This is a genomic window from Deinococcus grandis (assembly GCF_001485435.1).
GTDB lineage: Bacteria > Deinococcota > Deinococci > Deinococcales > Deinococcaceae > Deinococcus > Deinococcus grandis.
Map to the genome: position 1 here is coordinate 21,664 of NZ_BCMS01000002.1, position 22,869 is coordinate 44,532.

Consider the following 22,869-nt stretch of genomic DNA (forward strand, 5'->3'; position numbering starts at 1 on the left):
CGGGCATGCCACCGCTGCCCGACCCGAACCTCCCCGCCCTGCTGAGGGTTCGGCTGGGTCGGGGCCGGGCGGCGGCGAACGAGATCGCCCCGAACCTGCACGGGTGGTGGTGCGCGAACCTGGGGCGCCCGCTGCGCCTCCTCCGGACGGACTGATTCCCGGCCGTGCCCCTGACAGCGCGACCAGCCTCTTTCCCCTGTCCCGGAGGACCCCATGACCACCCTGACCATTCCCGACCACCTGCTCGCCCTCGATGCCCGTGACCCCCTGGCGCACAAGCGCGGGGCGTTCCACCTGCCGCGCGGGGTGGTGTACCTCGACGGCAACAGCCTGGGCGCGCTGCCCCGCGGCGTGCCCGAGCGCTTGGCGCGCGCTGCGCAGACCGAGTGGGGCGAGGCGCTGATCCGCTCCTGGACTGCCGGGGCCGACGCCGGGCAGGACTGGATGGCGCTGCCCGACCGCGTGGCCGCCAAGATCGCCCGGCTGATCGGCGCCCGCCCGCACGAGGTCGCGGTGGGCGATTCCACCAGCGTGAACACCTTCAAGGTGCTCGTCGCGGCGCTGGGCGTGGCGCAGCCGGGCCGCCGCGTGATCCTGACCGACGCGGACAACTTCCCCACCGACCTGTACGTCGCGCAGGGCCTGAACGCGCTGCTGGGCGGCACGCTGGAGCTGCGCCGCGTGCCCGCCGACGACATCGAGGCGCACCTGACGGAGGACGTCGCGGCGCTGCTGCTCACGCAGGTGGACTACCGCACCGGGCGCAAACTGGACCTTGAAGCGATCACCGCGCAGGCGCGCGCGCAGGGCATCGTGACCGTGTGGGACCTCGCGCACTCCGCCGGGGCGTTCCCGGTGGACCTCAGTGGCGCGGGGGCGGACTTCGCGGTGGGCTGCGGGTACAAGTTCCTGAACGGCGGCCCCGGCGCGCCCGCGTTCCTGTACGCCGCCGAACGGCACCACGCTGCGGCCCCGGTGGCGATCAGCGGCTGGATGGGGCACGCCGACCCCTTCGAGATGGCCCGCGACTTCACTCCGGCCCCCGGCGCGCGCCGCTTCGTGGCCGGCACGCCGATGGTGCTGAGCCTCAGCGCGCTGGACGAGGCGCTCGACGTGTTCGCCGACGTGGACCTGGACGCGCTGCGCGCCAAGAGCCTGTCGCTGACCGACACCTTCATCGACCTGATGGAACCGCTGGCCGCGCGGTTCCCGCTGACGCTGGTCACGCCCCGCGAGCACGCCCGGCGCGGCTCGCAGGTCAGTTACCGCCACCCGCAGGCGCGCGAGGTCATGACTGACCTGATCCAGGCGGGCATCATCGGGGACTACCGCACGCCGGACATCCTGCGCTTCGGGTTCACGCCGCTGTACCACTCGCACGCGGACGTGTGGCAGGCCGCGCGGGGCGTGCAGGCGGTGCTGGAGGCCCGCGCGTGACCGCGCCGCTGCCGGACCGCCCCGGCGCGCCCGACCGCGACGCACCCGAGCAGGCGTACACCGACTTCACCCGCAGTCTCAGCTACGGCGACTACCTGCAACTCGATGTGCTGAAAAGCGCGCACCGCCCGGTCACGACCGCGCACGACGAGCACCTCTTCATCGCCGTGCATCACGTCTCGGAGGTCTGGCTGGACCTGATCATCCGTGAGCTGCGCGCCGCGATGGACCAGCTCGCGCGCGGCATCACCGACGCGCCGCAGAAGGGCCTCTCGCGCGTCGTGCGCGCCCAGGAGCAGCTCACGAACGCCTGGGAGGTCCTCAAGACCATGACCCCCGCCGACTACCTGCAGTTCCGCGACGCGTTCGGGCAGGCGTCGGGCTTCCAGAGCGCGTCGTACCGCATGGTGGAGTTCCTGCTCGGGAACCGACACGCGGTGCTGCTGCGCCCGCACGAGCACCGCCCGGACCTGATCGGGCCGCTGCGGGAGGCCATCGAGGCGCCCAGCGTGTACGACCTGACGCTGCGCCTGATGCACGCGCGCGGCCTGAGCGTGCCGGACGACGTCCTCAGCCGCGACCTGACGCTGCCCCCGGTGCTGAACGAGACGGTGCTGGAGCACTGGCTGACCGTGTACCGCCACCCCGAGACGTACTGGGACCTGTACGAACTCGCCGAGAAACTGCTGGACGTCGAGGACAACTTCCGCCGCTGGCGCTTCAACCACCTGACGACCGTGGAGCGCACCATCGGCTTCAAGCGCGGCTCGGGCGGCACGAGCGGCGCCGGGTACCTGCGCCGCGCGCTGGAGACCGTGCTGTTCCCGGAACTGTGGGAAGTCCGCACCCGCCTGTGATCCGGATTCCGTTTGTTTCGTTGACAGTTCGGAAGACCACCGATCTGTCAACTCCACGACCGGAACCCGTTTCTCTCCTACTCGCTCCGCTCGGGTCGAAAGATTTTGCAAACCTTTCAACCGGAGTCCGTATCATACGGACTCCGGTGAGGGCCTAGCGTGCCGCTGCTGGCCGCGCTGGCCTTCCTGGGTCTGAGCCTGCTGCTGGGCACCACGCTCGCCCTCGCCGCGCTGGACGTCCCGGTGCGGCTGCGCCTCCCGACGCTGGGGCTGACGCTGCTGGCGCTGGGCTGGGCGGGACAGGTGGCCGTGACGCTGGGCGCGCTGGGCCTGGGCTGGGCGGACGCTCCCGCGTTCCTGACCGACACGCTGACCGGTCGCGCGGTGCTGACCGGGCTGCTGGGGGGGGCGCTGCTCCTCGCGGCGCGGGTGGCGGGGGCGCCTGCGCCGCTGCTGCTGCCGGGCGCGCTGCTGCTCGTGTGGGGCGCGTCCGGTGTCGGGCACGGCGCGGGGCACACGCTGGGCGTGCGCGCCCTGCACGCCGCGCACCTGACCGCCATGAGCGCCTGGGTGGGCGGCGTGCTGGCCCTGACGGTCGCGCGGCCCCTCGCGGCGCGGGCCGCGGCGCGCTTCACGCCACTGGCCGCCGGGAGCGTGGCGGTCCTGGCCGTGACGGGCCTGCTGCTGGGCGCGGAGCACCTGCCCACCCTGGCCGAATGGACTGGCACCCGTTACGGGCAGACGCTGCTGCTCAAGCTCGCGCTGGTCGCGCTGGCGCTGGGCGCGGCGACGCTGGTCCGGCGGGCCTTCGCCGGGCGGGACCGGCGGGTGCGGACGCTGCTGGCACGCGAGGCGCTGCTGCTGCTGGCGGTGCTGGGCGTCACGGGCGTGCTCAGCACCACCGACCCGCACGAGCACCCGCCGCAGGCGACGCTCAGGGCTGCGCCTGCCCGTAGTTCAGGCTGAGGTCCAGCGTCTGCCGGGCGTTCAGCGTGACCGTCTGCGCGGTCGGGGCGCGCCAGGGCAGGGCGTCCACGCCGGTCACGGTGTACGTGCCGGGTTCCAGCATGACGCTGCGGCCCGCGGACGTGACGCCCGTCAGGGTCTGATCGAAGCCCGGGCCCTGCACGCGCACGTCCGCGCTGGCCGGTCCGGTCACGAGGACAGTCAGGACCGCGCGGATCGCCTGCCCGGCCGGCTGGTACGTGAAGGTCACCTCGCCGCCCCCGGTCACGCCCAGCTGCCGCGCGCCCGGCGTGTCCCAGCCGTCCACCGGCTGCGGCGTGAGGGTGTACGGACCGGGATCGACCGTGAGCGTCTCGCTGCCGCGCACCGTGACGGTGCGGACCGTGCCGCCGTTCTCGACGCGGACGCTGGCCTGCGCGGGACCCTCGACGCGCAGGGTGAGGGGCACGCCACTGTTCAGGCTGGCACAGGCGCTCAGGGCGAGGGACAGGGCCAGCGAGGCCGTCAGATGTAGACGCATGGCAGCAGAGTACCCTGCCCGCTACCGCAGTCCCGTCTTCACAGCAATGGGCAGAGGCGCCTCGGGAATCACCCCTGCGGCGCCTCTGCTGGCCTGCCTGTCCGGTCAGAAGGGCTGGGCGTGCAGTTCGAGTTCCACCGGGACGTTCCCGGCGACGGCGCGGCTGTAGGGGCACACGGCGTGCGCGGCGCGCAGCAGGGCCTCGCCGGTGTCCAGGGGGGTGTCGGGCAGGTATACCTGCATGAGGACCTTCAGGCCGTAGCCCTGCGCGTCCTGCAGGAGGCTGACGTGCGCGCGGGCCTGGGGCGTGCCGCCCACGGTGACGCCGTCGCGGCGGGCGACGCTCTGCAGGGCGCTCAGGAAGCAGGAGGCGTACCCGGCGGCAAAGAGTTCCTCGGGGTCGGCGCCCTGGGTGCTGGCGTTCGCGGGGCGCAGGGTGACCGGCAGGCGGTCGCGGCCGATCTGGGCCTCGCCGGTGCGGCCCCCCTGCACGTCGGAGGTGGCGGTGAAGAGGACCTTCGGTTCGGTGGCAGTCATGCGTGAATCGTAAGCCGCACATTGCCGGGATTCAAGGCGTCAATCTTCACGGATTTCGACCGGAATCGGTATAATACCGGGATGGATCTCCGGCACCTTCAGGCATTCATCACCGTGGCCGAGGAACGTCACTTCGGACGGGCCGCCGAGCGGCTCAACCTCGCGGCGTCCCCGCTGGGCCGGGTCATCCGCGCCCTGGAGGACGAGGTCGGCACGCCCCTGCTGACCCGCACGACCCGCCGGGTGGACCTGACGGCCGCGGGCGCGGCGTTCCTACCGCAGGCCCAGGCCATCCTGGCGCAGCTGGAACAGGCCGCGAGCCTCGCGCGGCGCACCGCGCAGGGCGAATCGGGCCGCGTGCGGCTGGGGTACATGGGGGCAGCGCAGGCCGCGCTGCTGCCCCGCCTGTGGCGCACCCTGCGGGCCACGCACCCGGACGTGCAGCTCGACGTGACCGAGCTGTGCACCCCGGACCAGCGGCAGGCCCTGCTGGCCGGGGAGCTCGACGCCGGGCTGATGGCGCTGCCCGTGTGGCACGACGACCTGCGTGCCCGCCCCCTGGCGAGCATTCCGCTGCTGGCCGCCCTGCCGCAGGAACATCCGCTGGCCGACCGGCCCAGCCTGTCCCTGCGGGAACTGGCGCAGGAGGACTGGCTGACCTGCACGCCCTACGCGACGACCCTGCCGCCCGAGCAGGTGCAGGCGCTGTGCATGGCCTTCGGTCTGGTGCCGCGCACCCGCGCCGTGGGCGGCAGCGAGAGCGCGGTCGTGGCGCGCGTGGCGGCCGGCGTGGGCGTCACGCTGGTGCCGCAGACCCTGCTCAACCCCCGGCAGGAGGGCGTGCGCTTCGTGCCGCTCGAGGACGGCGTGACGCTGGACGTGGGGCTGGTCACCCGCGCCGAACCGGGCAACCCGGCGGTGGGCGCGCTCCTGCTGGCCGCGCAGCACCTGACCACCCCCGCCTGATCCGGGCGGGGGTGGTCAACGTGGCTCAGGCGGAGTCGCCTGGATTGACCGGCCTGTGCAGACCGGTCAACCGGAATCGGATCAGCGGGTGTAGAGCAGGCGGTTGGGGCTGCCGTTCACGCCACTGACCACGTTGGTGGTGGCGCTGCTGATCACGGCGCTCGTCACGGCGCTGTTGGTGCTGCTGCCGGCGGCGATACGCAGGACGGCGGCGCCCGCGACGTGCGGGGAGGCCATGGAGGTGCCGCTGATGGTGTTCGTGGCGGTCGTGGACCCGATCCAGGTGCTGGTGATGGAGCTGCCGGGCGCGAACAGGTCCACGCAGGTGCCGTAGTTGCTGAAGCTGGAGCGCGCGTCGGTGTTCGTGGTACTGCCGACCGTGATGGCGCTGGCGGCACTGGCCGGGGAGACGTTACAGGCGTTCTGGTTCTCGTTCCCGGCGGCGACGACCATCACGAGGTTCTTGCTCGCGGCGGTGTTCACGGCGTCGTTCACGGCCTGGCTGAAGCCGCCCCCGAGGCTCATGTTGGCGACGGCGGTGGCGCTGCCCTTGTTGGTCACGGCCCAGTTCACGCCGGCGATCACGCCGGAGTTCGTGCCGCTGCCGGAGCAGTTCAGGACCTTCACGGCGACCAGGGTGACGCCCTTGGCGACGCCCCAGGTGGCGCTGCCGACGGTGCCCGCGACGTGCGTGCCGTGGCCCTGGCAGTCGCTGTTGTTGCCGTCGCCGGTGGTGTTCGTGCCCCAGATGGCGCGCCCGCCGAAGCTGGTGTGCGCGGTGTTGATCCCGGTGTCGATGATGTACGCCCTGACGCCACTGCCGGTGTAGTTGTAGATGTAGCTGCCGTCTGTGGGGCGGCTGCGCTGGTCGACGCGGTCGAGACCCCAGGTGGCGCCGGTCTGGGTGGCCGTGGCGTGCATCATGGCGTCCTGCTCGATGTACTTGACGCGCTTGTCGGCCTGCAGGCGGGCGAGGTTCTGGCTGCTGAGTTTGGCGGCGAAGCCGTTCAGGGCGGCGCCGTACACCTGCTGCACCTGCACGCCCTGCGGGTCGAGGCCGAGCGCGCCGATGAAGTCGCTCTGCGCGGTGAAGTCGGTCTGGACGTCGTCGTTGAAGACCACGACGTACTGCCCGGGGATCGCCTCGGGGTTGGAGGTGCCCAGGAGGGGCGCGCCGGTCTGCGGCTGGCTGGCCTGGGGGGCGGCGGTCTGCTGACCGCAGGCGGCGAGGAGCAGGCTGAGCGCGATCGGAACGAGAAGGGGACGTGCGTTCATGTGGGCCTCCGGTGGTCGCCTCGGGGTGGGATGGACTGCCATGAACGGCGCCGCCAGGACGCTGTTCAGGAGTGTGTGTTGTGAGGAACCTCCGGCATCATACGGAGTCGTGACGCCGGAACAGAGGAGAGCCCGACCCGAGCCGTGACGCCTGCTGGATCAGATGACTCCAACAGTCGTTTGGGTCCGTCCAGATCAGCCTGGAGTCGTGTCCGGATATGCCGAACAGCATGTTGGGTGGGGTACGAATTCACCCCACGCCCCCCCGGGCTTACTTCCTGCGTTTCGCTTTCGGCCGCCCCGTGGCGAACCCCTGCGCCGCGCGGTACGCCTCCACCCGCTCCTCGCTGATCTGGCCGCGCGCCACGGCACGCACGACGGCGCAGCCCGGCTCGCTGCCGTGCGTGCACTTGCGGAACCGGCAGTCGGCCGCCAGCGCCTCGATGTCCTCGAAGCCCGCCGCCGCGTCCTCCCGCCAGACCTCGATGTCCCGCAGACCCGGATTGTCCACCAGCACGCCGCCGCCCGGCAGGCGGTACAGCGTGCGCGCCGTCGTCGTGTGCCGCCCCTCGCGGGTGGCGCCCACCTCGCCCGTCTGCGCGGCCTCGCGGCCCAGCAGCGCGTTCGTCAGGGTGCTCTTGCCCATCCCGCTCGACCCGATCAGCGCCGCCGTCTCACCGGGACCGATCAGGGCGCGCACCCCGGCCACACCCTCTCCCTCCTTCGCGCGCAGGGGCAGCACCGGCACCGCCGGATCGAGCGCCCGCAGCTGCGCGAGCACCGCCTCGGGTTTGCGGGTCAGGTCCACCTTGTTCAGCAGCAGCGCCGCCCGCGCACCGCCCGCCCGGACCGCCTCCAGGTACCGCGACAGCCGCGCCTCGTCGATGTCCCCGTCCGGGGCCGTCATCACGAGCACCACGTCCACGTTCGCGCTGAGCAGCTGCATCCCGGACTGCACCGCGCGGGCCAGCTGGGTGCGCCGGGGCAGCACCGCGTGCACCCGCAGCGGCGCGTCCGGCACCGGCTCGGCCAGCACCCAGTCGCCCACCACGGGCGTCACGTCCGCCTGCCGCAGCGTCCCGGCGAACACGGACTCCTGCGCGCCGCCCTGCGTCCACAGGGTCGCCGTGTTGCGCCCCACGCCCGCCACCCGCCCCGGCAGCAGGGTCAGGCCGGGCGCGCCGAGCCGCACCTCCTGCGCGGCCTGCTCGAACTCCGGCGTCCAGCCGATCTCGCTGAGGTTCAGTTCCGGCCCGTTCAACGGGCACTCCGGGCGGCAACGGACAGGAAGGCAGTCATGCGGCCCAGGGTAGCCGCTGCGCCCGCCCCGTGCCCAGTCAGGTGGCACACTGTCCCACCCCGGCCGTCCGGCCAGGGGCCTCCCCCACCCTCTGGCGGGCGCACAGGGCCAGCGCGGTGCGGCATCCTGTACCGGTGAGGTTCGACGCACCACGCCCCCCCCTGCCCGACGAGAAACTCAGTCCGCGCGAGCGGCTGCGTGACCTGCGCGCCACGCTGGCGCTGGTGTGGCAGGCCAGTCCGCTGCACGCCGGGACGTACGCGGCGACCAGCCTCGCCGGGAGCGCGCTGCCCGCCGCGAACCTGTACGTCGGCAAACTGCTGCTGGACGAGGTCGCGCGCGCCGCGCAGGGTCAGGTCACGTACCGGGCGCTGCTGACCCTGCTGGCCGTGCAGGTCGCGCTGGTTGTCGTGGGGAACCTGATCAGCACCGTGCAGAACGCCTCGCAGCAGCTGCTCGGGGACGCCCTGCAGCACTCGGTCAGCCGCCGCATCCTCGACAAGGCCACCACCCTGAGCGTCGAGGCCTTCGAGAACGCCGACACCTACGACCGCCTCCAGCAGGCGTGGCGGGAGGTCGGCTCGCGGCCCCTGGGGGTCGCCACGCAGCTCGTGTCCCTGGCGGGCGCGGTCGTGACGCTGGGCTCGGTGGGCGCCCTGATGAGCACGCTGGGCCCCTGGGTGCTGCCGCTGGTGATCCTGGCGAGCATTCCCGGCGTGATCGTCAGCAACCGCTTCGGGGTGGAAGGCTACCGGATGCTGCGCCGCCAGACGCACGACTCGCGCGTGCAGAACTACCTGGGCAGCCTCCTGACGAGCGACGCGCTGGTCAAGGAGGTGCGCCTCTTCGGCTTCGAGGGGTACCTGCTGGGCCGCTGGCGCGAGTACTACCTGGGCTTCCGCCGCCAGCTCGTCACGCTGGTGCGGCGCCGCTCGGCGTGGGGCTTCGGGGCGGGGCTGCTGAGCGCCCTGCTGATCGGGCTGGCCAGCGCGCTGATCCTGCGCCGCGCCGCCGACGGGCAGATCAGCGTCGGGGATTTCAGCGTGTTCGTGCTCGGCATCACGCAGATCCAGGGCACGGTCAGCAGCCTGCTGAACGGCTTTTCCGCCATCTACCAGAACCTGCTGTACATGCGCAACCTCTTCGCGTTCCTGGAACTGCCCACCCGCGACCTCGACGCCGGGGAGGTCTGGAGCGGCCCGATCCATACCATCGAGTTCCGGGACGTCAGCTTCCGCTACCCCCTGACCGAGCGGGACGTCCTGCGGGGCGTGAACTTCACCGTGCGGCGCGGCGAGGCCCTCGCTCTGGTCGGCGAGAACGGCGCGGGCAAGACCACCATCGTGAAACTCCTGACGCTGCTGTTCGCCCCGACCGGCGGGCAGATCCTCCTGAACGGCATGGACGCCGCGCGGTTCAGTCCCCGCAGCGTGCAGAAGGAGATGAGCATCATCTTCCAGGATTTCGGGCAGTACCAGATGACCGCCCGCGACAACGTCGCCCTGGCCGAGGTGAGCCGCCTGGACGACGCGGCGGGCGTCGAGGCCGCCACCGACCGCGCCGGGGCCGAATTCGTCGGCACCCTCCCACAGGGCCTGGACACCCCGCTGGGGCGCCTGTTCCAGGGCGGGCGGCAGCTGTCCGGCGGGCAGTGGCAGCGCCTCGCCCTGGCCCGGCTGTACTTCCGCGACGCATCCGTGCTCGTGTTCGACGAACCCACCGCCGCCCTCGACGCCCGCGCGGAATTCGAGACCATCCAGGCGCTGCGTGAACAGACCCGGGAACGCATCACGCTGCTCATCTCGCACCGCTTCTCCACCGTCCGCCTCGCCGACCAGATCGTCGTCCTGAACGGCGGCGAGATCGTCGAGAGCGGCAGCCACGAGGACCTGATGACCCTCGGCGGGCGTTACGCCACGCTGTACGACCTCCAGGCGCGCGGGTACGCCTGAACGCTCAACTCCGCCGCAGGGCCGCCGCCCCACGCTGAAGGCAAAGGTCGATGGGGTGGGTGATCTCCGGATCGGTGAACCAGACGTCCACCCGTCCCGCCCCCCGCTCGACCTGCACCGTGCCGCGCGCCGCGTGCCACAGCAGGTCCGTCAGGAACTCGGTCAGGCTGACCGCCAGCTGCAGCCGCCGGGTTTCACGTGGGCCGCAGGAGATGATCTGCCCCACCTACCCGGCGGGGCCGGGACGCAGGTCCGCCGCGAGGTACGCGCCGCCGTGGTCATGCGCGAGCAGCACCCAGGCCGGGTCGAAGGGAACGGGCCGCAGCGTCCCCGGCGGCTCCACGGCCTCCACCGGCGGCCAGTCGGCACTGGCCTGCACCAGCTCACCGCTCCAGCCGGAATCCAGCGGCAGGGCACTCATGCCGTAGAACAGGCCGTGCTCTGCCCGCGTCAGGTATGGGCCGATCACCCGGAAGTACCGGCGCAGGTCGTCGGGCACCGGCACATTCAGGGTGTCCTCCAGTTCATCCAGGGCCGGACTGGTCGGCTGCTCGGGGAGCGCCTCACCGACGGCAATGGTGAGCCAGTCGCGCAGGACGGAGATCGGGTCGGTCATCGCGCACCAGTGTGGCGCGCGCAGCGGGGCTGGGGCGCCACACCTGCGCCAGGGATCGGTGGCGGGCGGGACAGAGCCGCGTGAGCATCGGGTTTCCCCATGTCCCACCGTCCGGGCGCGGCCTACACTGCGCTCATGCTTTCAGCGCGTGCGCGGTGGTACCCGGTGGTGGTCGTGGTGGTGACGGTGCTGGCGCTGCTGCTGGCGGCGGGGGCACGCAGCGCGCCGGGGGTGTTCCTGCTGCCCATGCAGGAGTCGCTGGGCCTCAGCCGGGGGACGCTGTCGCTGACGGCCAGCCTGGGCCTGCTGGTGTTCGGGCTGGCCGCGCCGCTGTCGGGCCGCCTGATGGACCGCTTCGGGCCGAGGCGCGTGGCGGGCGCGGGCCTGCTGCTCGTGGCGGTCAGTTTCGCGCTGAGTACGCGGGTGGGCAGCGCGCTGGGCCTGCACCTGACGTGGGGCCTGCTGAGTGGGCTGGGGACGGGACTGGTGGGGAGCGTGCTGGGCGCGACGGTCGCGACGCGCTGGTTCGTGCGCCGCCGGGGGCTGGTGGTGGGCCTGTCCGGCGCGGCGACGAGCGCGGGGCAGTTGCTGTTCATTCCGCTGCTGACCCGCTGGGCGCAGACGGTGGGCTGGGCGCAGGCGACGCTGATCGTGGCGGGCGCCGCGCTGCTGCTCGCGCCATTGCTATTTGCACTGCTGCGCGACCGCCCGGAGGACGTGGGCCTGCGCCCGGACGGGGAGGTGGCGGCCCCGGACGCCCCGCCCGCGGCGCCGCCCGTGCCGGACCCGGGCGTGATGGCGCGGGCGCTGCGGCACCGGGATTTCTGGCTGCTGAGCGTCACGTTCTTCGCGTGCGGCTTCACGAGCAACGGCATCATCGGCACGCACTTCATCGCATACTGCGGCGACCTGGGGCTGGGGGCGACGTTCGCGGCGGGCACGCTGGCGCTGATGGGCGCGTTCAACTTCGTGGGCACGCTGGCCAGCGGGTACCTGACCGACCGGGTGGATCCCCGGCTGCTGCTCGCGTCGTACTACGTGGTGCGCGGCCTGAGCCTGGCGCTGCTGCCGCTGGTGCCACCCGGCGCGGCCTTCACGCTCTTTGCGGTACTGTTCGGCCTAGACTACATCGCAACCGTGCCGCCCACCACCGCGCTGACCGCCGACACCTTCGGCCGGGCGAACGTCGGCACGGTGTACGGCTGGATCTTCTGCGCGCATCAGGTCGGCGCGGCCCTGGCGTCCTGGCTGGGCGGCGTGACCCGCGACGCGCTGGGCAGCTACGCCCCGGCGTTCCTGGCCTCGGCGGTACTGGCGGTCGCGGCGGGCGCGCTGGCCCTGCGCGTCACGCCTCCGGCACGGCGGGCGGTGCAGGCGGGCTGATGTTTCAGCGGTGCGCCTCCCCGGCCGCCGTGCGCAGCGTGCCGGGGGACGTTCCCGCCTGTTCGGCGGCCGGGTGGGGCAGGGCGTGCGAGAGGGCCAGCAGGGTCACCAGCAGCGTCCAGACGCCCACCAGGGCGCGCGCCGAGGGAGACAGGCCGGAAATCTGAGCAGCGGACTGGGCAGCGGGGGAAGCGGGAGCGCGGTGGGTCATGGGGCCCAGCCGGCGCGCTGGTGGCGCGACTGGCCATCCGCCGGGTGGCCCGGGTGGGCTGGTCAGTCGGCCGCCCGGCCCCGCCAGTCCGCCAGTACCGCCGCCCGCGCGCCGGGCGCACGCTCGGGCCATGCTCAGCCGCGCTCCCCAGTCGTCTGCCCGCGCCACCGCTCCGTCGGCCACGCTGCCCGCGTGGCAGGGCCGCGCCCTGACGTCCCTGATCATGGGCGCGGCCCTGGTGGGGGCGCTGCTCGCGCCGCACGCCAGCCCCGCCGCGTGGAACGCGCGGGAGGGTGGCATCGAGGCCTGCCTGGACGCCCTGACAGCGGTTTCCAGTCACATTGAAGGGCCAACACCACGCCCTTCAATTCCACTTCCAACCGCTGCCGGTGTCATACGGACTCCGATTAAAAGGTTTATGATTGTCAGATCAAACAGACACTCCTGACGGCTCCCCTGGCGCATGACGCCGACACTTTCTGGCACCTCTACACGACCAGCACCTGCGCCGTCGAGCGGCGCAGAGCCCAATTCATGGCCCTCCTCGCTGAAGGACGCCCCCTCCCAGAGATTCTCCAAGTGACCCGGTACAGCCGGGTCACCGCCTACGATCTGGTGAACCGCTACCGCGACCGGGGACTTGCCGGGCTGTGTGACGGGCGCCACACGAATCAGGGTGCACCCCGGCTATTGAGCGCTGAGCAACAACAGACCCTGGCGACCCGACTACACGCCGACTTCGAAGCAGGACATCGTCTGGTCTGGGAAAGACGTTCAGAACTGGCTTCAGGAGCAGTACGGACTGTCCGTTCACCTCGGGCGCACCTATGAATTCCTTCGAGCGGCTGGCTTTACCCCCCAACGACCCCGCCCCCGGCACGTTGGGGGCGATGAGGCCGCGAAGGAAGCATTCAAATCAAAGTCCTGATCGAGACGCTCCGCCAGGCGGAGCGTCTCTCACCGCGCGTCTCCCTGTGGTGTATGGACGAACATCGGATCGGGCTCAAGCCAATCCGCCGTCCAGTCTGGGCACCAACTGGGCAGCCGTTGACCTGTCCGGTTCAGCCTGGGTACGAGTGGCTCTACGTGTACGCGTTTGCCAATCCGGAGAGCGGCAAGAGCCTGTTTTGGTTGATCCCAGTCGTCAACAAACAGGCGTATGTGGCCGTCATGGCTGCGTTTGCCCGCATGGTCGGCGCCAGCGCCGACCATCGTGTGCTGGTCGTTCAGGATGGGGCCGGTTTCCACGTGCCACCCGATGATGGGCATCCGGAGGGCATTCAGACCGTGACGCTCCCGCCGTATTCGCCGGAATTGCAGCCAGCAGAACGGCTCTGGGCGTTGACGGATGTACCAATCGCGAACCGGGCGTTCGACAGCATTGAAGAGGTGGAATTGGCACTCTCCGAACGCTGCGTGTGGTTGGAAGCTCAACCTGATCTCATCACTCAGCAGACCCTCTTTCACTGGTGGCCTTTGTTAGCGAATTAATCGGAATCCGTATCAGGTGCTCGCTCCGCTCGTTCAGGAGTATTGAAGGGCACCTTCGATACTCCTGAATTCTGCTGTGAGTGGCCGCACGGATCTGGACGGGCGCCGGCTGGTTCCCTCCAGCGTGACGGTGGGCGAGGGGACGTTCAGCGCGCAGGTTCAGGCGGTGCGTACCTCGGCAGCCGGGTTCAACCGGGGCGAGCCGGTCACACTGACCTGCACGGTGCAGGGGTCGCACGTTCAGGTGACGAAGAGGCCGTCATGAGGCGGCGGCCCGTCCTGTCGGGAACGGGCCGCCGGGTGGGGTGGGCTCAGCCGCGCAGCAGCGCGCGGAGTTTCTCGGTGTCGGCGTGGAAGCCGCGGATGCCCTCGGCGAGCTTCTCGGTGGCCATGGGGTCGCTGGCGAGCGCCCAGCGGAAGTCCGCCTGCGTGAGGGTGGGTTCGGTCTGCGTGGCGCTCTCGGGGCTCAGGACGCGTTCGAGTTTCCCCTCGTCGGCGGCGAGTTCCCCGAGCAGCTGGGGGCTGACGGTCAGGCGGTCGCAGCCCGCGAGGGCCTTGACCTGCTCGGCGCTGCGGAAGGACGCGCCCATCACGATGGTCTCGTATCCGTGGGATTTGAAGTGGTGGTAGATCTCGCGCACGGATTTCACGCCGGGGTCCTCGTCGACGGGGTAGCTGTCCTTGCCCTCGGCCTTCTTGTACCAGTCGGTGATGCGGCCCACGAAGGGCGAGAGCAGGTACGCCCCGGCCTGCGCGGCGGCGATGGCCTGCGCGAGGTTGAACACCAGGGTCAGGTTGCAGTGGATGCCCTCGGCTTCCAGGACGCGCGCGGCCTGCACGCCTTCCCAGGTGGTGGCGAGCTTGATCAGGATGCGGTCCTTGCCCACGCCCTGCTGCGAGTACAGGTCGATGAGGTGGCGGGCCTTGGTGACCATGGCGTCCGCGTCGAAGGACAGGCGGGCGTCCACCTCGGTGCTGACGTAGCCGGGCACGAGCTTGGTGAGTTCGGTGCCGATGCGCACGGTCAGGAAGTCGATGGCGGCTTCCACGTCGCCCATGGCGCGCGCTTCTTCCAGGAGGTGCGCGTAGCCGCTGAGGGACGCGGCCTTGAGGATCAGGCTGGGGTTGGTGGTGCAGTCCTGCGGCTGGTACTGGCGGATGGCGTCCAGGTCGCCGGTGTCGGCCACGACGACCGTCATCTGCTTGAGCTGCTCGAGTGCGTTCATGGGTCTCTCCTTCCGGGCGCGCGACCGGGGGATGTCGGCGCGCGCGCGGCACACCACTGAGGGTGGCGCGTTTCCGAGCTTTCCACCCTACAGCAACTCTTCACGCATGCGCCCTGGACAGGCGGGGCGGGCCGCGCGTCCCCCCGGGTGCGGCGTAGCCTGCCGGACATGACCGCACCCGATTCCATCCTCAGCGAGGCCCAGGCGGCCGTGGTGGCGCGCGCCGCGCAGGCGATCCGGGAGCATGGCCCGGCGTGCGAGGCGGCGCAGGACGTGACCCCGCCGGCCGCACAGGCCCTGTCGGAGAGTGGCTACACGCGCCTGACGCTGCCCGAAGCGCGTGGGGGGCTGGGCGCCACGCTGACGCAGTTCGCCGGGGCGCAGCGGACGCTGGGCGAGGCTGGGGCGGGGCTGGCGCTGGTGCTGGCGATGCACGGGCACGTGACGGGCGCGGCCTTCCAGGGACGCACGCTGCCGGAGCCGCTGCTGGAGGCCCTGGCGCTGGCGAGTGTGCGCGGTGAGCTGCTGAACGCCCTGGCGAGCGAGCCGGAACTGGGCAGCCCGTCACGCGGTGGCCTGCCCCGCACCCGCGCGGAGGCGGACGGGACGGGCTTCGAGAGCGGCGGGTGGCGCGTCACGGGCCGCAAGACCTGGAGCACCGGCTCGCGCGCGCTGACCTGGGCGCTCGTCACGGCGGCCACACCGGACGGGCAGGTGGGCCGGTACTTCGTGAATCTGCGCGGGCCGGGCGTGCGGACAGAAGCGACCTGGGTGGACGCGCTGGCCCTGCGCGGCAGCGGCAGTCACGACGTGGTGTTCGAGGGGGCGCCCGCGCGGCTGCACGCGCCGCCGGCCCCGGCGCACCCGGCGAGCAGCGCGTGGTTCTGGGCGGCGGTGGCCGGGACGTACCTGGGGGTGGGCTTCGCGGCGCTTCACGCCCTGCGCGCCTACGCGCACGAGCGCACGCCCACCGCGCTGGGCGCCCCGATCGCCACACTGCCGCGCGTGCAGGAGCAGGTGGGGCGGATCGGGGCGGAACTGCTCGCCGCGCACACCTTCCTCCTGCACGCCACCCGCGCGTGGGACGAACAGCCCGGGCCGGGCGCCGTCCCGCTGATCGGCGCGGCGAAGGCGATCTGCACGAACGCCGCCGTGACCGCCACCGACCTCGCGGTGCGGACGGCCGGGGGCGCGGCCCTGACGGCGGGCCTGCCGCTGGAGCAGCTGCTGCGCGACGCCCGCGCGGGCCTGACCCACCCCCCGGGGGACGACAGCGCCTTCACGGCGTACGGCGCAGCGCTGCTGCGCGGCGACATCCCGGCCTGACGCAGACAGCGCGCCCGGAACAGCCGGCACACCGCTCTACGCTGGGGCATGCCTGAACCCGTGACCCTGACCCTGCCGCAGCTGGTGGACCGCGCCCGCACGCTGTTGATCCCCGGCGAGCGGCGCCTGCTGGGCCTGACCGGCAGTCCCGGCGCCGGGAAGTCCACGCTGGCGGCGGCCCTCCAGGCGGCGCTGGGGGAAGGGGCGGCGCTGCTGCCCATGGACGGCTTCCACCTCGCGAACGAGGAACTGCGCCGCCTGGGCCGCGCCGGACGCAAGGGCGCGCCGGACACCTTCGACGTGGGCGGCTGCGCGGCGCTGCTCGCCCGCGTCCGGGCGCAGGAGAGGGACGTGGTGTACGCGCCCCGCTTCGACCGGCACCTGGAGGAGAGTATCGGCAGCGCCCTGCCCATTCCGCGCGCGGCGCCGCTGGTGATCACGGAGGGCAACTACCTGCTGCTGGACGGCCCGTGGCAGGCCGCGTGCGAGCACATGGACGAGGTGTGGTTCCTGGCCCCGCCGGACGATCTGCGCCGCGCGCAGCTGATCGCGCGGCACGAGGCACACGGACGGGACGCGCAGGCCGCGCGGGACTGGGTGCAGGACGTGGACGACGCGAACGCCCGCCTGATCGAGGCGACGCGGGACCGGGCCGATCTGATCGTGACGCTGGACTGGACCTGATGGTCAGTGCAGGTCGTCGGGTTCGGTGGTCACGTCCAGCTCCGGTGCCGGGGTGTCGGGGCTGGGTGGGGGCGTGAGCGGCTGGCCCTGCGCCTGGGTGTCGGCCAGTGCGCCGAGCAGCCATTCGATCTGCTGGACGTTCGCCTGCTCGTGAGGGTCAGACATGCCCGCATGGTCGCACCGGACCGCGCGGCGCGTTGCCTCAGGTGACGCAAACGGGCCGCGCCGACCCTTCAGCCGGTCTTCATGACGGCCGCGCGGCCCCGACCGTGATGGTGGGGGCCGCGCGGGAACGCCGTTCATGAAGGGGGTGGGTCAGCCGAAGCGGCCCGTGACGTACGCCTCGGTGCGCTCGTCGCGCGGCGCGGTGAAGATCTGATCCGTGACGCCGTGCTCGACGAGGTCGCCGTTCAGGAAGAAGCTGGTCGTATCGCTGACGCGGGCCGCCTGGTGCATGTTGTGCGTGACGATGATGATGGTCGTGACCTTCTTCAGGTCGGTCATCAGGTCCTCGATCTTGGCGGTGCTGGCGGGGTCCAGGGCGCTGGTGGGTTCGTCCATCAGCAGGATCTCGGGTTCCACGGCCAGCGCGCGGGCGATGCACAGGCGCTGCTGCTGCCCGCCGCTCAGGCCGGTGGCGGGGGTCTTGAGGCGATCCTTGACTTCCTCCCATAGGGCCGCGCCGCGCAGGGAGCGCTCGGCGATCTCCATCAGGCGTTTCTGGTCGCGCATCCCGGCGAGTTTCAGGCCCGACACGACGTTCTCGAAGACGCTCATGGTCGGGAAGGGGTTGGGTTTCTGGAACACCATGCCGACGCGGCGGCGCATGGTGACGGGGTCCACGCCGCTGCCGTACACGTTCTCGCCGTCGAGCAGGATGGTGCCCTCGACGCGCGCGCCGGGCGTGAGGTCATGCATGCGGTTGATGGCACGCAGGAAGGTGGTCTTCCCGCAGCCGCTGGGGCCGATCAGGGCGTTGACGCTGCCGCGTTCCACGCGGAGGTTGACGTTCCGCACGGCCTGCTTGTCGCCGTAGTAGATGTTGACGTTCTGGGCGTCCAGGATGGGGGTCACGGAATTCTCCTTGTCACTTCGGTTGAACGGTGTTCAACCCGAGCGGATGCGAGTGGGAGGGGCTGGGGGCTGGCCACGGAGCAGACGGACGCCAGCTTATCTGCGGCGGCTGGCGCGGCGGGCCAGCAGACTGGTGAGGAAGATCAGGGTGATCAGCAGCAGCGCGCCGGCCTTGGCGAGACGCTGGTTCTCGTCGTAGGCGCTGGTGGCGCCGCGGTAGATCTCCAGGGGCAGGGCGCTCATGGGTTTGGTCGGGTCGAGGTTGATCTGGCTGTTGCCGAACGCGGTGAACAGCAGCGGCGCGGCCTCCCCGGCCACGCGGGCCAGGGCCAGCATCACGCCGGTCACGATGCCGCCGGCGGCGGCGGGCAGCACGATCCGCAGCGTGACGAGCCACTTGGGGAGACCCAGGGCCAGTCCGGCCTCCCGGACGGTCTGCGGGACGAGTTTCAGGACTTCCTCGGTGGTGCGCACGACGATGGGGATCATCAGGAAGCCCAGCGCGACGGCGCCCGCGAGGCCGCTGAAGCCGAATTTCAGGACGATCAGGCCGTACGCGACGAGACCCATGACGATCGCGGGAATCCCGGCGAGCACGTCGCTGATCATGCGGATGGTGGGCATCAGCGGGTGGCGGGGGTACTCGGCCAGGAAGATCCCGCCGGACACGCCGACCAGCACGCCCAGGACGCTGGCCATGGCGAGCATCTCGATGCTGCCCAGGATGGCGTTGGCGAGGCCGCCGCCGGTTTCCCCTTCGGGCGCGGGGACCTTGGTGAAGAAGTCGAGGTTCATGGCGCCCAGGCCCTCGCGGATCAGGTAAGCGAAGATCAGGATCAGCGGCGCGACGACGATCGCGGTGGCCAGGACGATCAGGCCGCCCATGACGAGGTTCTGGACGCGCCGCGCGGGGCTCAGCTGGTGCCGGGCGCGGCTGGGGGTGGTGGCGGCGCTCATCACTGGATCCCCTTAGGCGTCAGGCGCGCGATGATCAGGCGGGCGACGTAGTTCACGACGACACTCAGGAAGAACAGGCTCAGGCCGAGCGTGACGACGCTGGAGCGGTGCAGGGCTTCCTGCGCGTCCCCGAACTGGTTGGCGATCACGGAGGCCATGGTGCTGGCGTTGCCCCAGATGCTCTTGAGGATGTCCTGGCTGTCCCCGATGACCATGGCGACGGCCAGCGTCTCGCCCAGCGCGCGGCCCAGCGCGAGAATCACGCCGCCCATGATGCCCGCACGGGCGTACGGGAGGATCGCCCGCGAGATGACTTCCCATTTCGTGGCGCCCAGCGCGTACATCGCTTCACGCTGGTCCTGCGGCACGAGCCGGATGACGTCCCGCGCGACGGACGCGGTGTAGGGCAGGATCATGACGGTCAGGATGATGATCGCCAGGGCCAGGCCGCGCCCGGCGGCGCTGCTGGGCACGAAGAAGCATTCCAGGCTGGTCTGGTTGTTGTTCCACAGTTCGGTGCAGCGCGTCAGCGTCTGGACGTTCTCGGGGCTGGTGAAGAAGTTCGTCTGCCACCTGCCGAGGATCGGGGCGATCACGAACAGCGCCCACAGGCCGTACACGACGCTGGGCACCGCGGCGAGCAGTTCGATCAGGTATCCGACCGGGTTGGCGAGCCATTTGGGGGCGTACTCGGCGACGAACAGCGCGCTGGCGATCGCCAGGGGCACGCTGATGGCCAGCGCGGCGATGCTGGTCACCAGCGTGCCCGCGATCATGGCGGCCGCGCCGAACTCGCCGGTGACGGGATTCCAGACGCGGCTGGTGAAGAAGTTCAGCCCGAACTTCTGCAGGGCGGGCCAGGATTCGGTGCCGAGCTGGTAGACGCTCAGGACGAACACCAGCACGATCACGGCGGCCAGGGCGAGGATCAGGCCCTCGAACACCCGGTCACTGCCGCTGCTCAGCTGGCGTGGGGAGGCGGTACGTTTGCTCATGGTTTCGTGACCCCTTCGGGACTCATGGACCCAGTTCACCCGGTTTTCGTCAGGCGCAGGTCAGCCCGCACCATTGGGCCTCCGGGGCGGCAGACGAACGCGGCGTGCCCGGTGGGGGGGCACGCCGCGCGGTCAAGCGTGAATGCTCAGATCTTCTTGCCGCCGAAGGTCATCTTGCCGATGATGCTCTTGGCCTTGTTCACCACGGTGTCGGGCAGCTTGGCGTAGTCCAGGGGCTCGTTGTACTGCTGGCCGCTCGTGACCATCCAGGTCAGCAGTTTCTTCAGGGCGGCGGCCTGCGCCTGGCTGCGGCCGCTGTAGTTCTGCTCCTTGTAGAAGATCAGGTACGTGAAGCTGGCGATGGGGTACGCGTCGGCGTTGGCGCTGTTCGTCAGGCTCACGCGGGTGTCCGCCGGGATCACGACGCCCTTGGCGGCCAGTGCGGCGGGACCGTTGTCGGCCAGCACGAACTTCCCGGCGCGGTTCTGCACCAGACCGAAGGGCAGCTTGTTCTGCTTGGCGTACACGAGTTCCACGTACCCGATCGCGCCCGGGGTGCTCTTCACGACGCCTGCGACGCCGTCGTTGCCCTTGGCGCCGGTCCCGACGGGCCACTGCAGGCTGTTGCCCACGCCCACCTTGCTCTTCCACTCGCTGCTCACCTTGCTCAGGTAGTCGGCGAACACGTAGGTGGTGCCGGACCCGTCACTGCGGCGCGCGACCGTGATGGGCAGCGGAGGGATGGTCACGCCGGGGTTCAGCGCGGCGATGGTCTTGTCGTTCCAGGTCTTGATCTTGCCGAGGTAGATGTCGGCCAGGACCTTGCCGGTGAACTTCAGCGGCGCGGTCACGCCGGGGAGGTTGTAGGCGGGCACCACGGCGCCGATGGCGGTGGGGATGTGCAGCAGCGCGGCGGGCGCGGCCTTCATGCTCTCGTCGCTCATGGGGTTGTCACTGCCCGCGAAGTCGACGGTGCGTTCGGTGATCTGCTTCTGCCCGGCGCCACTGCCGACGGACTGGTAGTTCACGCTGACGCCGGTGTCACCCTTGTACTCGGCGAACATCTTGCTGTAGAGGGGGAAGGGGAAGCTGGCCCCGGCGCCCGTCAGGCTGGACTGCGCGCTGGCGGTGGTCACGGCGAGGGCGGCGGCGAGGACGAAGATCTTCTTCATGGGCCGCAGTCTGCCCGGCGATTGTCAGCCCCACGTCACGCGGTTTCCGGGTGCCTCATACGGACTCCGATTGAAAGGTTTGCAAAATCTTTCAACCCGAGCGGATGCGAGAAGGAGCAAAGCGGGTTCCGGGCGTGGAGTTGGCAACCCGGTGCAGTTCCGGGTTGTCAACGAAACAGACGGAATCCGTGTCAACCATCTTCCGGGCCCCCCAGAAGGCGCCGGACACGCGTCTGCACAGTGTGGCAGCGCGTGTCCGGCACGTCAGGAATGCATCAGGCCCCGCCCGGGCTGGTCAGTACGGGCCGCCCTCCTCTGTTTTTTGCCGTCCAGCCAAATCACGGGCGGCGCGGGCGAGCAGGGTGGTGTCCACGCCCGCCGCGATGAACGTGCAGCCTGCCGCGCGGTACTGGTCGACCTGAGCCTCGGTGCAGAGGATGCCCGCCGCCTTCCCGGCCGCGCGGGTGCGGGTCACGGCATCCAGAATCGCGGCCTGCACGTCCGGATGCGCGGGGTTGCCCAGGTGGCCCAGGCTGGCGCTCAGGTCCGCCGGGCCGATGAACACGCCGTCCACACCCTCGACGGCCAGGATGTCGTCCAGCGCGGCGAGTCCGGCGGCACTCTCGACCTGCACCAGCAGGCACACCTGCTCGTCGGCGCGGTGCAGGTAGTCCGGCACGGCGTTCCAGCGGGACGCGCGGGCGATCGCGCTGCCCACGCCCCGCACGCCACGCGGCGGGTAGCGGGTCGCGGCGACCAGTTCGCGGGCCTGCGCGCCGCTCTCGACCATGGGGACCAGCAGGGTTTGCACGCCCAGGTCGAGGTACTGCTTGATCAGGTGCGTCTGCCCGACCGGGGGCCGCACGATGGGGGTCACCGGGTACGCCGCAAGGGCCTGAACCACCGCCAGGGTGCTGCGCACGTCGTTCGGGGCGTGCTCGCCGTCGATCAGCAGCCAGTCGAAGCCCGCCCCGGCGACGATCTCGGCGCTATACGGGTCGGCCAGCGCCAGCCAGAGGCCCAGCTGGAACTCCCCGCGCGCCAGGGCCGCCTTGAAGGGATTGTGCAGGTCCGGGGCGCTCACCGCGCGAACCTCAGGGTGACGCTGCCCAGCGGGCCGTAATCCGCGTGGAAGATGTCACCGGGCGCGGCGTCCACCGGGCGCACGAACGAACCGGCCAGCACCGTCTCCCCCGCCCGCAGCGTGACGCCGTGCGGCGCGAGGCGGTTTGCCAGCCACGCCACGCCCTCGGCCGGGTGGTTCAGCACGCCCGCCGCCACGCCGGTCTCCTCGATCACGCCGTTGCGGAACAGCAGCGCGCCCACCCAGCGCAGGTCCACGTCGGTGGGCCGCACGGGCCGCCCGCCCAGCACGATCCCGGCGTTCGCGGCGTTGTCGCTGATGGTGTCCGTCACTTTCCGGGTCGCGCCCGTCTCGCGGTCCACGCGTTCGATGCGCGCGTCGATGATCTCGGCGGCGGGCACCACCCAGCGCGTGGCGTCCAGCACGTCCATCACGGTCACGTTCGGCCCGCGCAGGTCCTTCCCGATGATGAACGCCAGTTCCACCTCCACGCGCGGCACGATGAAACGCCCCGACGGGATGGGCTGGAGTTCGCTGAGCACCATGTCGTCGAGCAGGGTGCCGTAGTCGGGTTCGTCGATGTTCACGGCCTGCTGCATGGCGCGCGACGTCAGGCCGATCTTGTGGCCGATCACCCGGCGGCCCTGAGTGAGCTTGTGGCTGACCCAGGCGTCCTGCACCCGATACGCGTCCGCGATCGTCAGGCCGGGGTACTGGCCGGACAGCTGCCGCATGGGCACGCGGGACTGCTCGGCGGCGTGCAGGCGGCGCGCGGCGTCCTGCACCTGCGCGTCACTGAGGCCGCTCATTTCCCCTCCGGTTGCGTGGTGCCATCACCAT

Annotated in this window: 27 protein-coding genes; 12 read left to right on the top strand and 15 right to left on the bottom strand. The window is 71.2% G+C overall.

Annotated elements, in window-relative coordinates:
* Window positions 1-5: 5 nt before the first annotated feature.
* The 4 genes from DEIGR_RS20920 (at window position 6) to DEIGR_RS15650 (ending at window position 3,260) form a co-directional block, all read left to right on the top strand.
* Window positions 6-155 (top strand): hypothetical protein, encoded by a 150-nt coding sequence (locus DEIGR_RS20920; protein WP_160329952.1) that lies wholly within the window; start codon window positions 6-8, stop codon window positions 153-155.
* 58 nt (window positions 156-213) lie between these two features.
* A complete protein-coding gene (gene kynU, locus DEIGR_RS15640; protein ID WP_083524208.1) occupies window positions 214-1,437 on the top strand; it encodes a kynureninase in 1,224 nt (407 codons plus the stop codon).
* Window positions 1,434-2,294: a tryptophan 2,3-dioxygenase gene (locus DEIGR_RS15645; RefSeq protein ID WP_153013875.1), complete on the top strand. Its 861-nt coding sequence runs from the start codon at window positions 1,434-1,436 to the stop codon at window positions 2,292-2,294. The genes kynU and DEIGR_RS15645 overlap by 4 nt, the downstream gene beginning before the upstream one ends.
* A 159-nt stretch (window positions 2,295-2,453) precedes the next feature.
* Entirely contained in the window at window positions 2,454-3,260 is an 807-nt protein-coding gene (locus DEIGR_RS15650; RefSeq protein ID WP_058978860.1) for a CopD family protein, read from the top strand.
* On the opposite strand, the gene DEIGR_RS15655 is transcribed toward DEIGR_RS15650, so the two are convergent.
* Both DEIGR_RS15655 and DEIGR_RS15660 read right to left on the bottom strand, forming a co-directional pair.
* The gene (locus DEIGR_RS15655) at window positions 3,229-3,780 is read right to left on the bottom strand and encodes a hypothetical protein (RefSeq protein WP_058978862.1); all 552 of its coding nucleotides are present in this window, start codon (window positions 3,778-3,780) and stop codon (window positions 3,229-3,231) included. The genes DEIGR_RS15650 and DEIGR_RS15655 overlap by 32 nt on opposite strands.
* 105 nt (window positions 3,781-3,885) lie before the next feature.
* Complete coding sequence (locus DEIGR_RS15660; RefSeq protein ID WP_058978865.1) at window positions 3,886-4,317, bottom strand: Ohr family peroxiredoxin; 432 nt, start codon at window positions 4,315-4,317, stop codon at window positions 3,886-3,888.
* Between the two features lie 81 nt (window positions 4,318-4,398).
* Between DEIGR_RS15660 and DEIGR_RS15665 the strand changes: the two genes are divergently transcribed.
* Window positions 4,399-5,283, top strand: a complete 885-nt coding sequence (locus tag DEIGR_RS15665; RefSeq protein WP_058978867.1) for a LysR family transcriptional regulator — start codon at window positions 4,399-4,401, stop codon at window positions 5,281-5,283.
* 81 nt (window positions 5,284-5,364) lie between these two features.
* On the opposite strand, the gene DEIGR_RS15670 is transcribed toward DEIGR_RS15665, so the two are convergent.
* Together DEIGR_RS15670 and rsgA are read right to left on the bottom strand one after the other, a co-directional pair.
* Complete coding sequence (locus DEIGR_RS15670; RefSeq protein WP_058978869.1) at window positions 5,365-6,558, bottom strand: S8 family peptidase; 1,194 nt, start codon at window positions 6,556-6,558, stop codon at window positions 5,365-5,367.
* 271 nt (window positions 6,559-6,829) lie between these two features.
* Entirely contained in the window at window positions 6,830-7,819 is a 990-nt protein-coding gene (gene rsgA / locus DEIGR_RS15675; protein ID WP_236704898.1) for a ribosome small subunit-dependent GTPase A, read from the bottom strand.
* A gap of 173 nt (window positions 7,820-7,992) precedes the next feature.
* Here rsgA and DEIGR_RS15680 point away from each other — a divergent pair, with 173 nt between their 5' ends.
* Window positions 7,993-9,810, top strand: coding sequence for an ABC transporter ATP-binding protein (locus DEIGR_RS15680; RefSeq protein ID WP_058978872.1), 1,818 nt, complete (start codon window positions 7,993-7,995; stop codon window positions 9,808-9,810).
* 4 nt (window positions 9,811-9,814) lie between these two features.
* On the opposite strand, the gene DEIGR_RS15685 is transcribed toward DEIGR_RS15680, so the two are convergent.
* Both DEIGR_RS15685 and DEIGR_RS15690 read right to left on the bottom strand, forming a co-directional pair.
* Window positions 9,815-10,036, bottom strand: coding sequence for a hypothetical protein (locus DEIGR_RS15685; protein ID WP_058978874.1), 222 nt, complete (start codon window positions 10,034-10,036; stop codon window positions 9,815-9,817).
* Window positions 10,037-10,426, bottom strand: coding sequence for an SMI1/KNR4 family protein (locus tag DEIGR_RS15690; RefSeq protein ID WP_058978876.1), 390 nt, complete (start codon window positions 10,424-10,426; stop codon window positions 10,037-10,039).
* A gap of 135 nt (window positions 10,427-10,561) precedes the next feature.
* Between DEIGR_RS15690 and DEIGR_RS15695 the strand changes: the two genes are divergently transcribed.
* Window positions 10,562-11,809: an MFS transporter gene (locus DEIGR_RS15695; RefSeq protein WP_058978878.1), complete on the top strand. Its 1,248-nt coding sequence runs from the start codon at window positions 10,562-10,564 to the stop codon at window positions 11,807-11,809.
* A gap of 4 nt (window positions 11,810-11,813) precedes the next feature.
* Here DEIGR_RS15695 and DEIGR_RS20495 read toward each other — a convergent pair whose 3' ends face one another.
* Complete coding sequence (locus tag DEIGR_RS20495) at window positions 11,814-12,020, bottom strand: hypothetical protein (RefSeq protein WP_153013876.1); 207 nt, start codon at window positions 12,018-12,020, stop codon at window positions 11,814-11,816.
* 456 nt (window positions 12,021-12,476) lie between these two features.
* Between DEIGR_RS20495 and DEIGR_RS21630 the strand changes: the two genes are divergently transcribed.
* Genes DEIGR_RS21630 through DEIGR_RS15700 form a run of 3 tightly spaced genes read left to right on the top strand, consistent with a single transcriptional unit; the run spans window position 12,477 to window position 13,511 of the window.
* A complete protein-coding gene (locus DEIGR_RS21630) occupies window positions 12,477-12,851 on the top strand; it encodes a helix-turn-helix domain-containing protein (protein WP_407638338.1) in 375 nt (124 codons plus the stop codon).
* Entirely contained in the window at window positions 12,772-12,948 is a 177-nt protein-coding gene (locus DEIGR_RS21635) for a helix-turn-helix domain-containing protein (protein WP_407638339.1), read from the top strand. Before DEIGR_RS21630 ends, DEIGR_RS21635 begins: the two co-directional genes overlap by 80 nt.
* The gene (locus tag DEIGR_RS15700) at window positions 12,948-13,511 is read left to right on the top strand and encodes an IS630 family transposase (RefSeq protein ID WP_269083807.1); all 564 of its coding nucleotides are present in this window, start codon (window positions 12,948-12,950) and stop codon (window positions 13,509-13,511) included. Before DEIGR_RS21635 ends, DEIGR_RS15700 begins: the two co-directional genes overlap by 1 nt.
* Window positions 13,512-13,822: 311 nt before the next feature.
* Here DEIGR_RS15700 and tal read toward each other — a convergent pair whose 3' ends face one another.
* Window positions 13,823-14,737, bottom strand: a complete 915-nt coding sequence (gene tal / locus DEIGR_RS15710) for a transaldolase (RefSeq protein WP_058979330.1) — start codon at window positions 14,735-14,737, stop codon at window positions 13,823-13,825.
* A gap of 168 nt (window positions 14,738-14,905) precedes the next feature.
* Between tal and DEIGR_RS15715 the strand changes: the two genes are divergently transcribed.
* On the top strand, window positions 14,906-16,063 hold the full coding sequence (locus DEIGR_RS15715; RefSeq protein WP_058978882.1) for an acyl-CoA dehydrogenase family protein: 1,158 nt from the start codon (window positions 14,906-14,908) through the stop codon (window positions 16,061-16,063).
* Window positions 16,064-16,111: 48 nt separating this feature from the next.
* Window positions 16,112-16,747, top strand: a complete 636-nt coding sequence (locus DEIGR_RS15720; RefSeq protein ID WP_083524211.1) for a nucleoside/nucleotide kinase family protein — start codon at window positions 16,112-16,114, stop codon at window positions 16,745-16,747.
* Window positions 16,748-16,750: 3 nt separating this feature from the next.
* On the opposite strand, the gene DEIGR_RS20925 is transcribed toward DEIGR_RS15720, so the two are convergent.
* The 7 genes from DEIGR_RS20925 to hpaH form a co-directional block, all read right to left on the bottom strand.
* Window positions 16,751-16,912 (bottom strand): hypothetical protein, encoded by a 162-nt coding sequence (locus DEIGR_RS20925; RefSeq protein ID WP_160329953.1) that lies wholly within the window; start codon window positions 16,910-16,912, stop codon window positions 16,751-16,753.
* Between the two features lie 150 nt (window positions 16,913-17,062).
* Window positions 17,063-17,821 (bottom strand): phosphate ABC transporter ATP-binding protein PstB, encoded by a 759-nt coding sequence (gene pstB / locus DEIGR_RS15725; protein ID WP_058978884.1) that lies wholly within the window; start codon window positions 17,819-17,821, stop codon window positions 17,063-17,065.
* A 96-nt stretch (window positions 17,822-17,917) separates the two neighbouring features.
* Complete coding sequence (pstA, locus tag DEIGR_RS15730) at window positions 17,918-18,778, bottom strand: phosphate ABC transporter permease PstA (protein WP_058978886.1); 861 nt, start codon at window positions 18,776-18,778, stop codon at window positions 17,918-17,920.
* A complete protein-coding gene (pstC, locus tag DEIGR_RS15735) occupies window positions 18,778-19,773 on the bottom strand; it encodes a phosphate ABC transporter permease subunit PstC (RefSeq protein ID WP_058978888.1) in 996 nt (331 codons plus the stop codon). Before pstC ends, pstA begins: the two co-directional genes overlap by 1 nt.
* Before the next feature lie 146 nt (window positions 19,774-19,919).
* Window positions 19,920-20,945, bottom strand: a complete 1,026-nt coding sequence (pstS, locus tag DEIGR_RS15740) for a phosphate ABC transporter substrate-binding protein PstS (protein WP_058978891.1) — start codon at window positions 20,943-20,945, stop codon at window positions 19,920-19,922.
* Window positions 20,946-21,240: 295 nt separating this feature from the next.
* A complete protein-coding gene (gene hpaI / locus DEIGR_RS15745) occupies window positions 21,241-22,029 on the bottom strand; it encodes a 4-hydroxy-2-oxoheptanedioate aldolase (protein ID WP_058978893.1) in 789 nt (262 codons plus the stop codon).
* Complete coding sequence (gene hpaH / locus DEIGR_RS15750; RefSeq protein ID WP_058978895.1) at window positions 22,026-22,838, bottom strand: 2-oxo-hept-4-ene-1,7-dioate hydratase; 813 nt, start codon at window positions 22,836-22,838, stop codon at window positions 22,026-22,028. Before hpaH ends, hpaI begins: the two co-directional genes overlap by 4 nt.
* Window positions 22,839-22,869 lie beyond the last annotated feature (31 nt).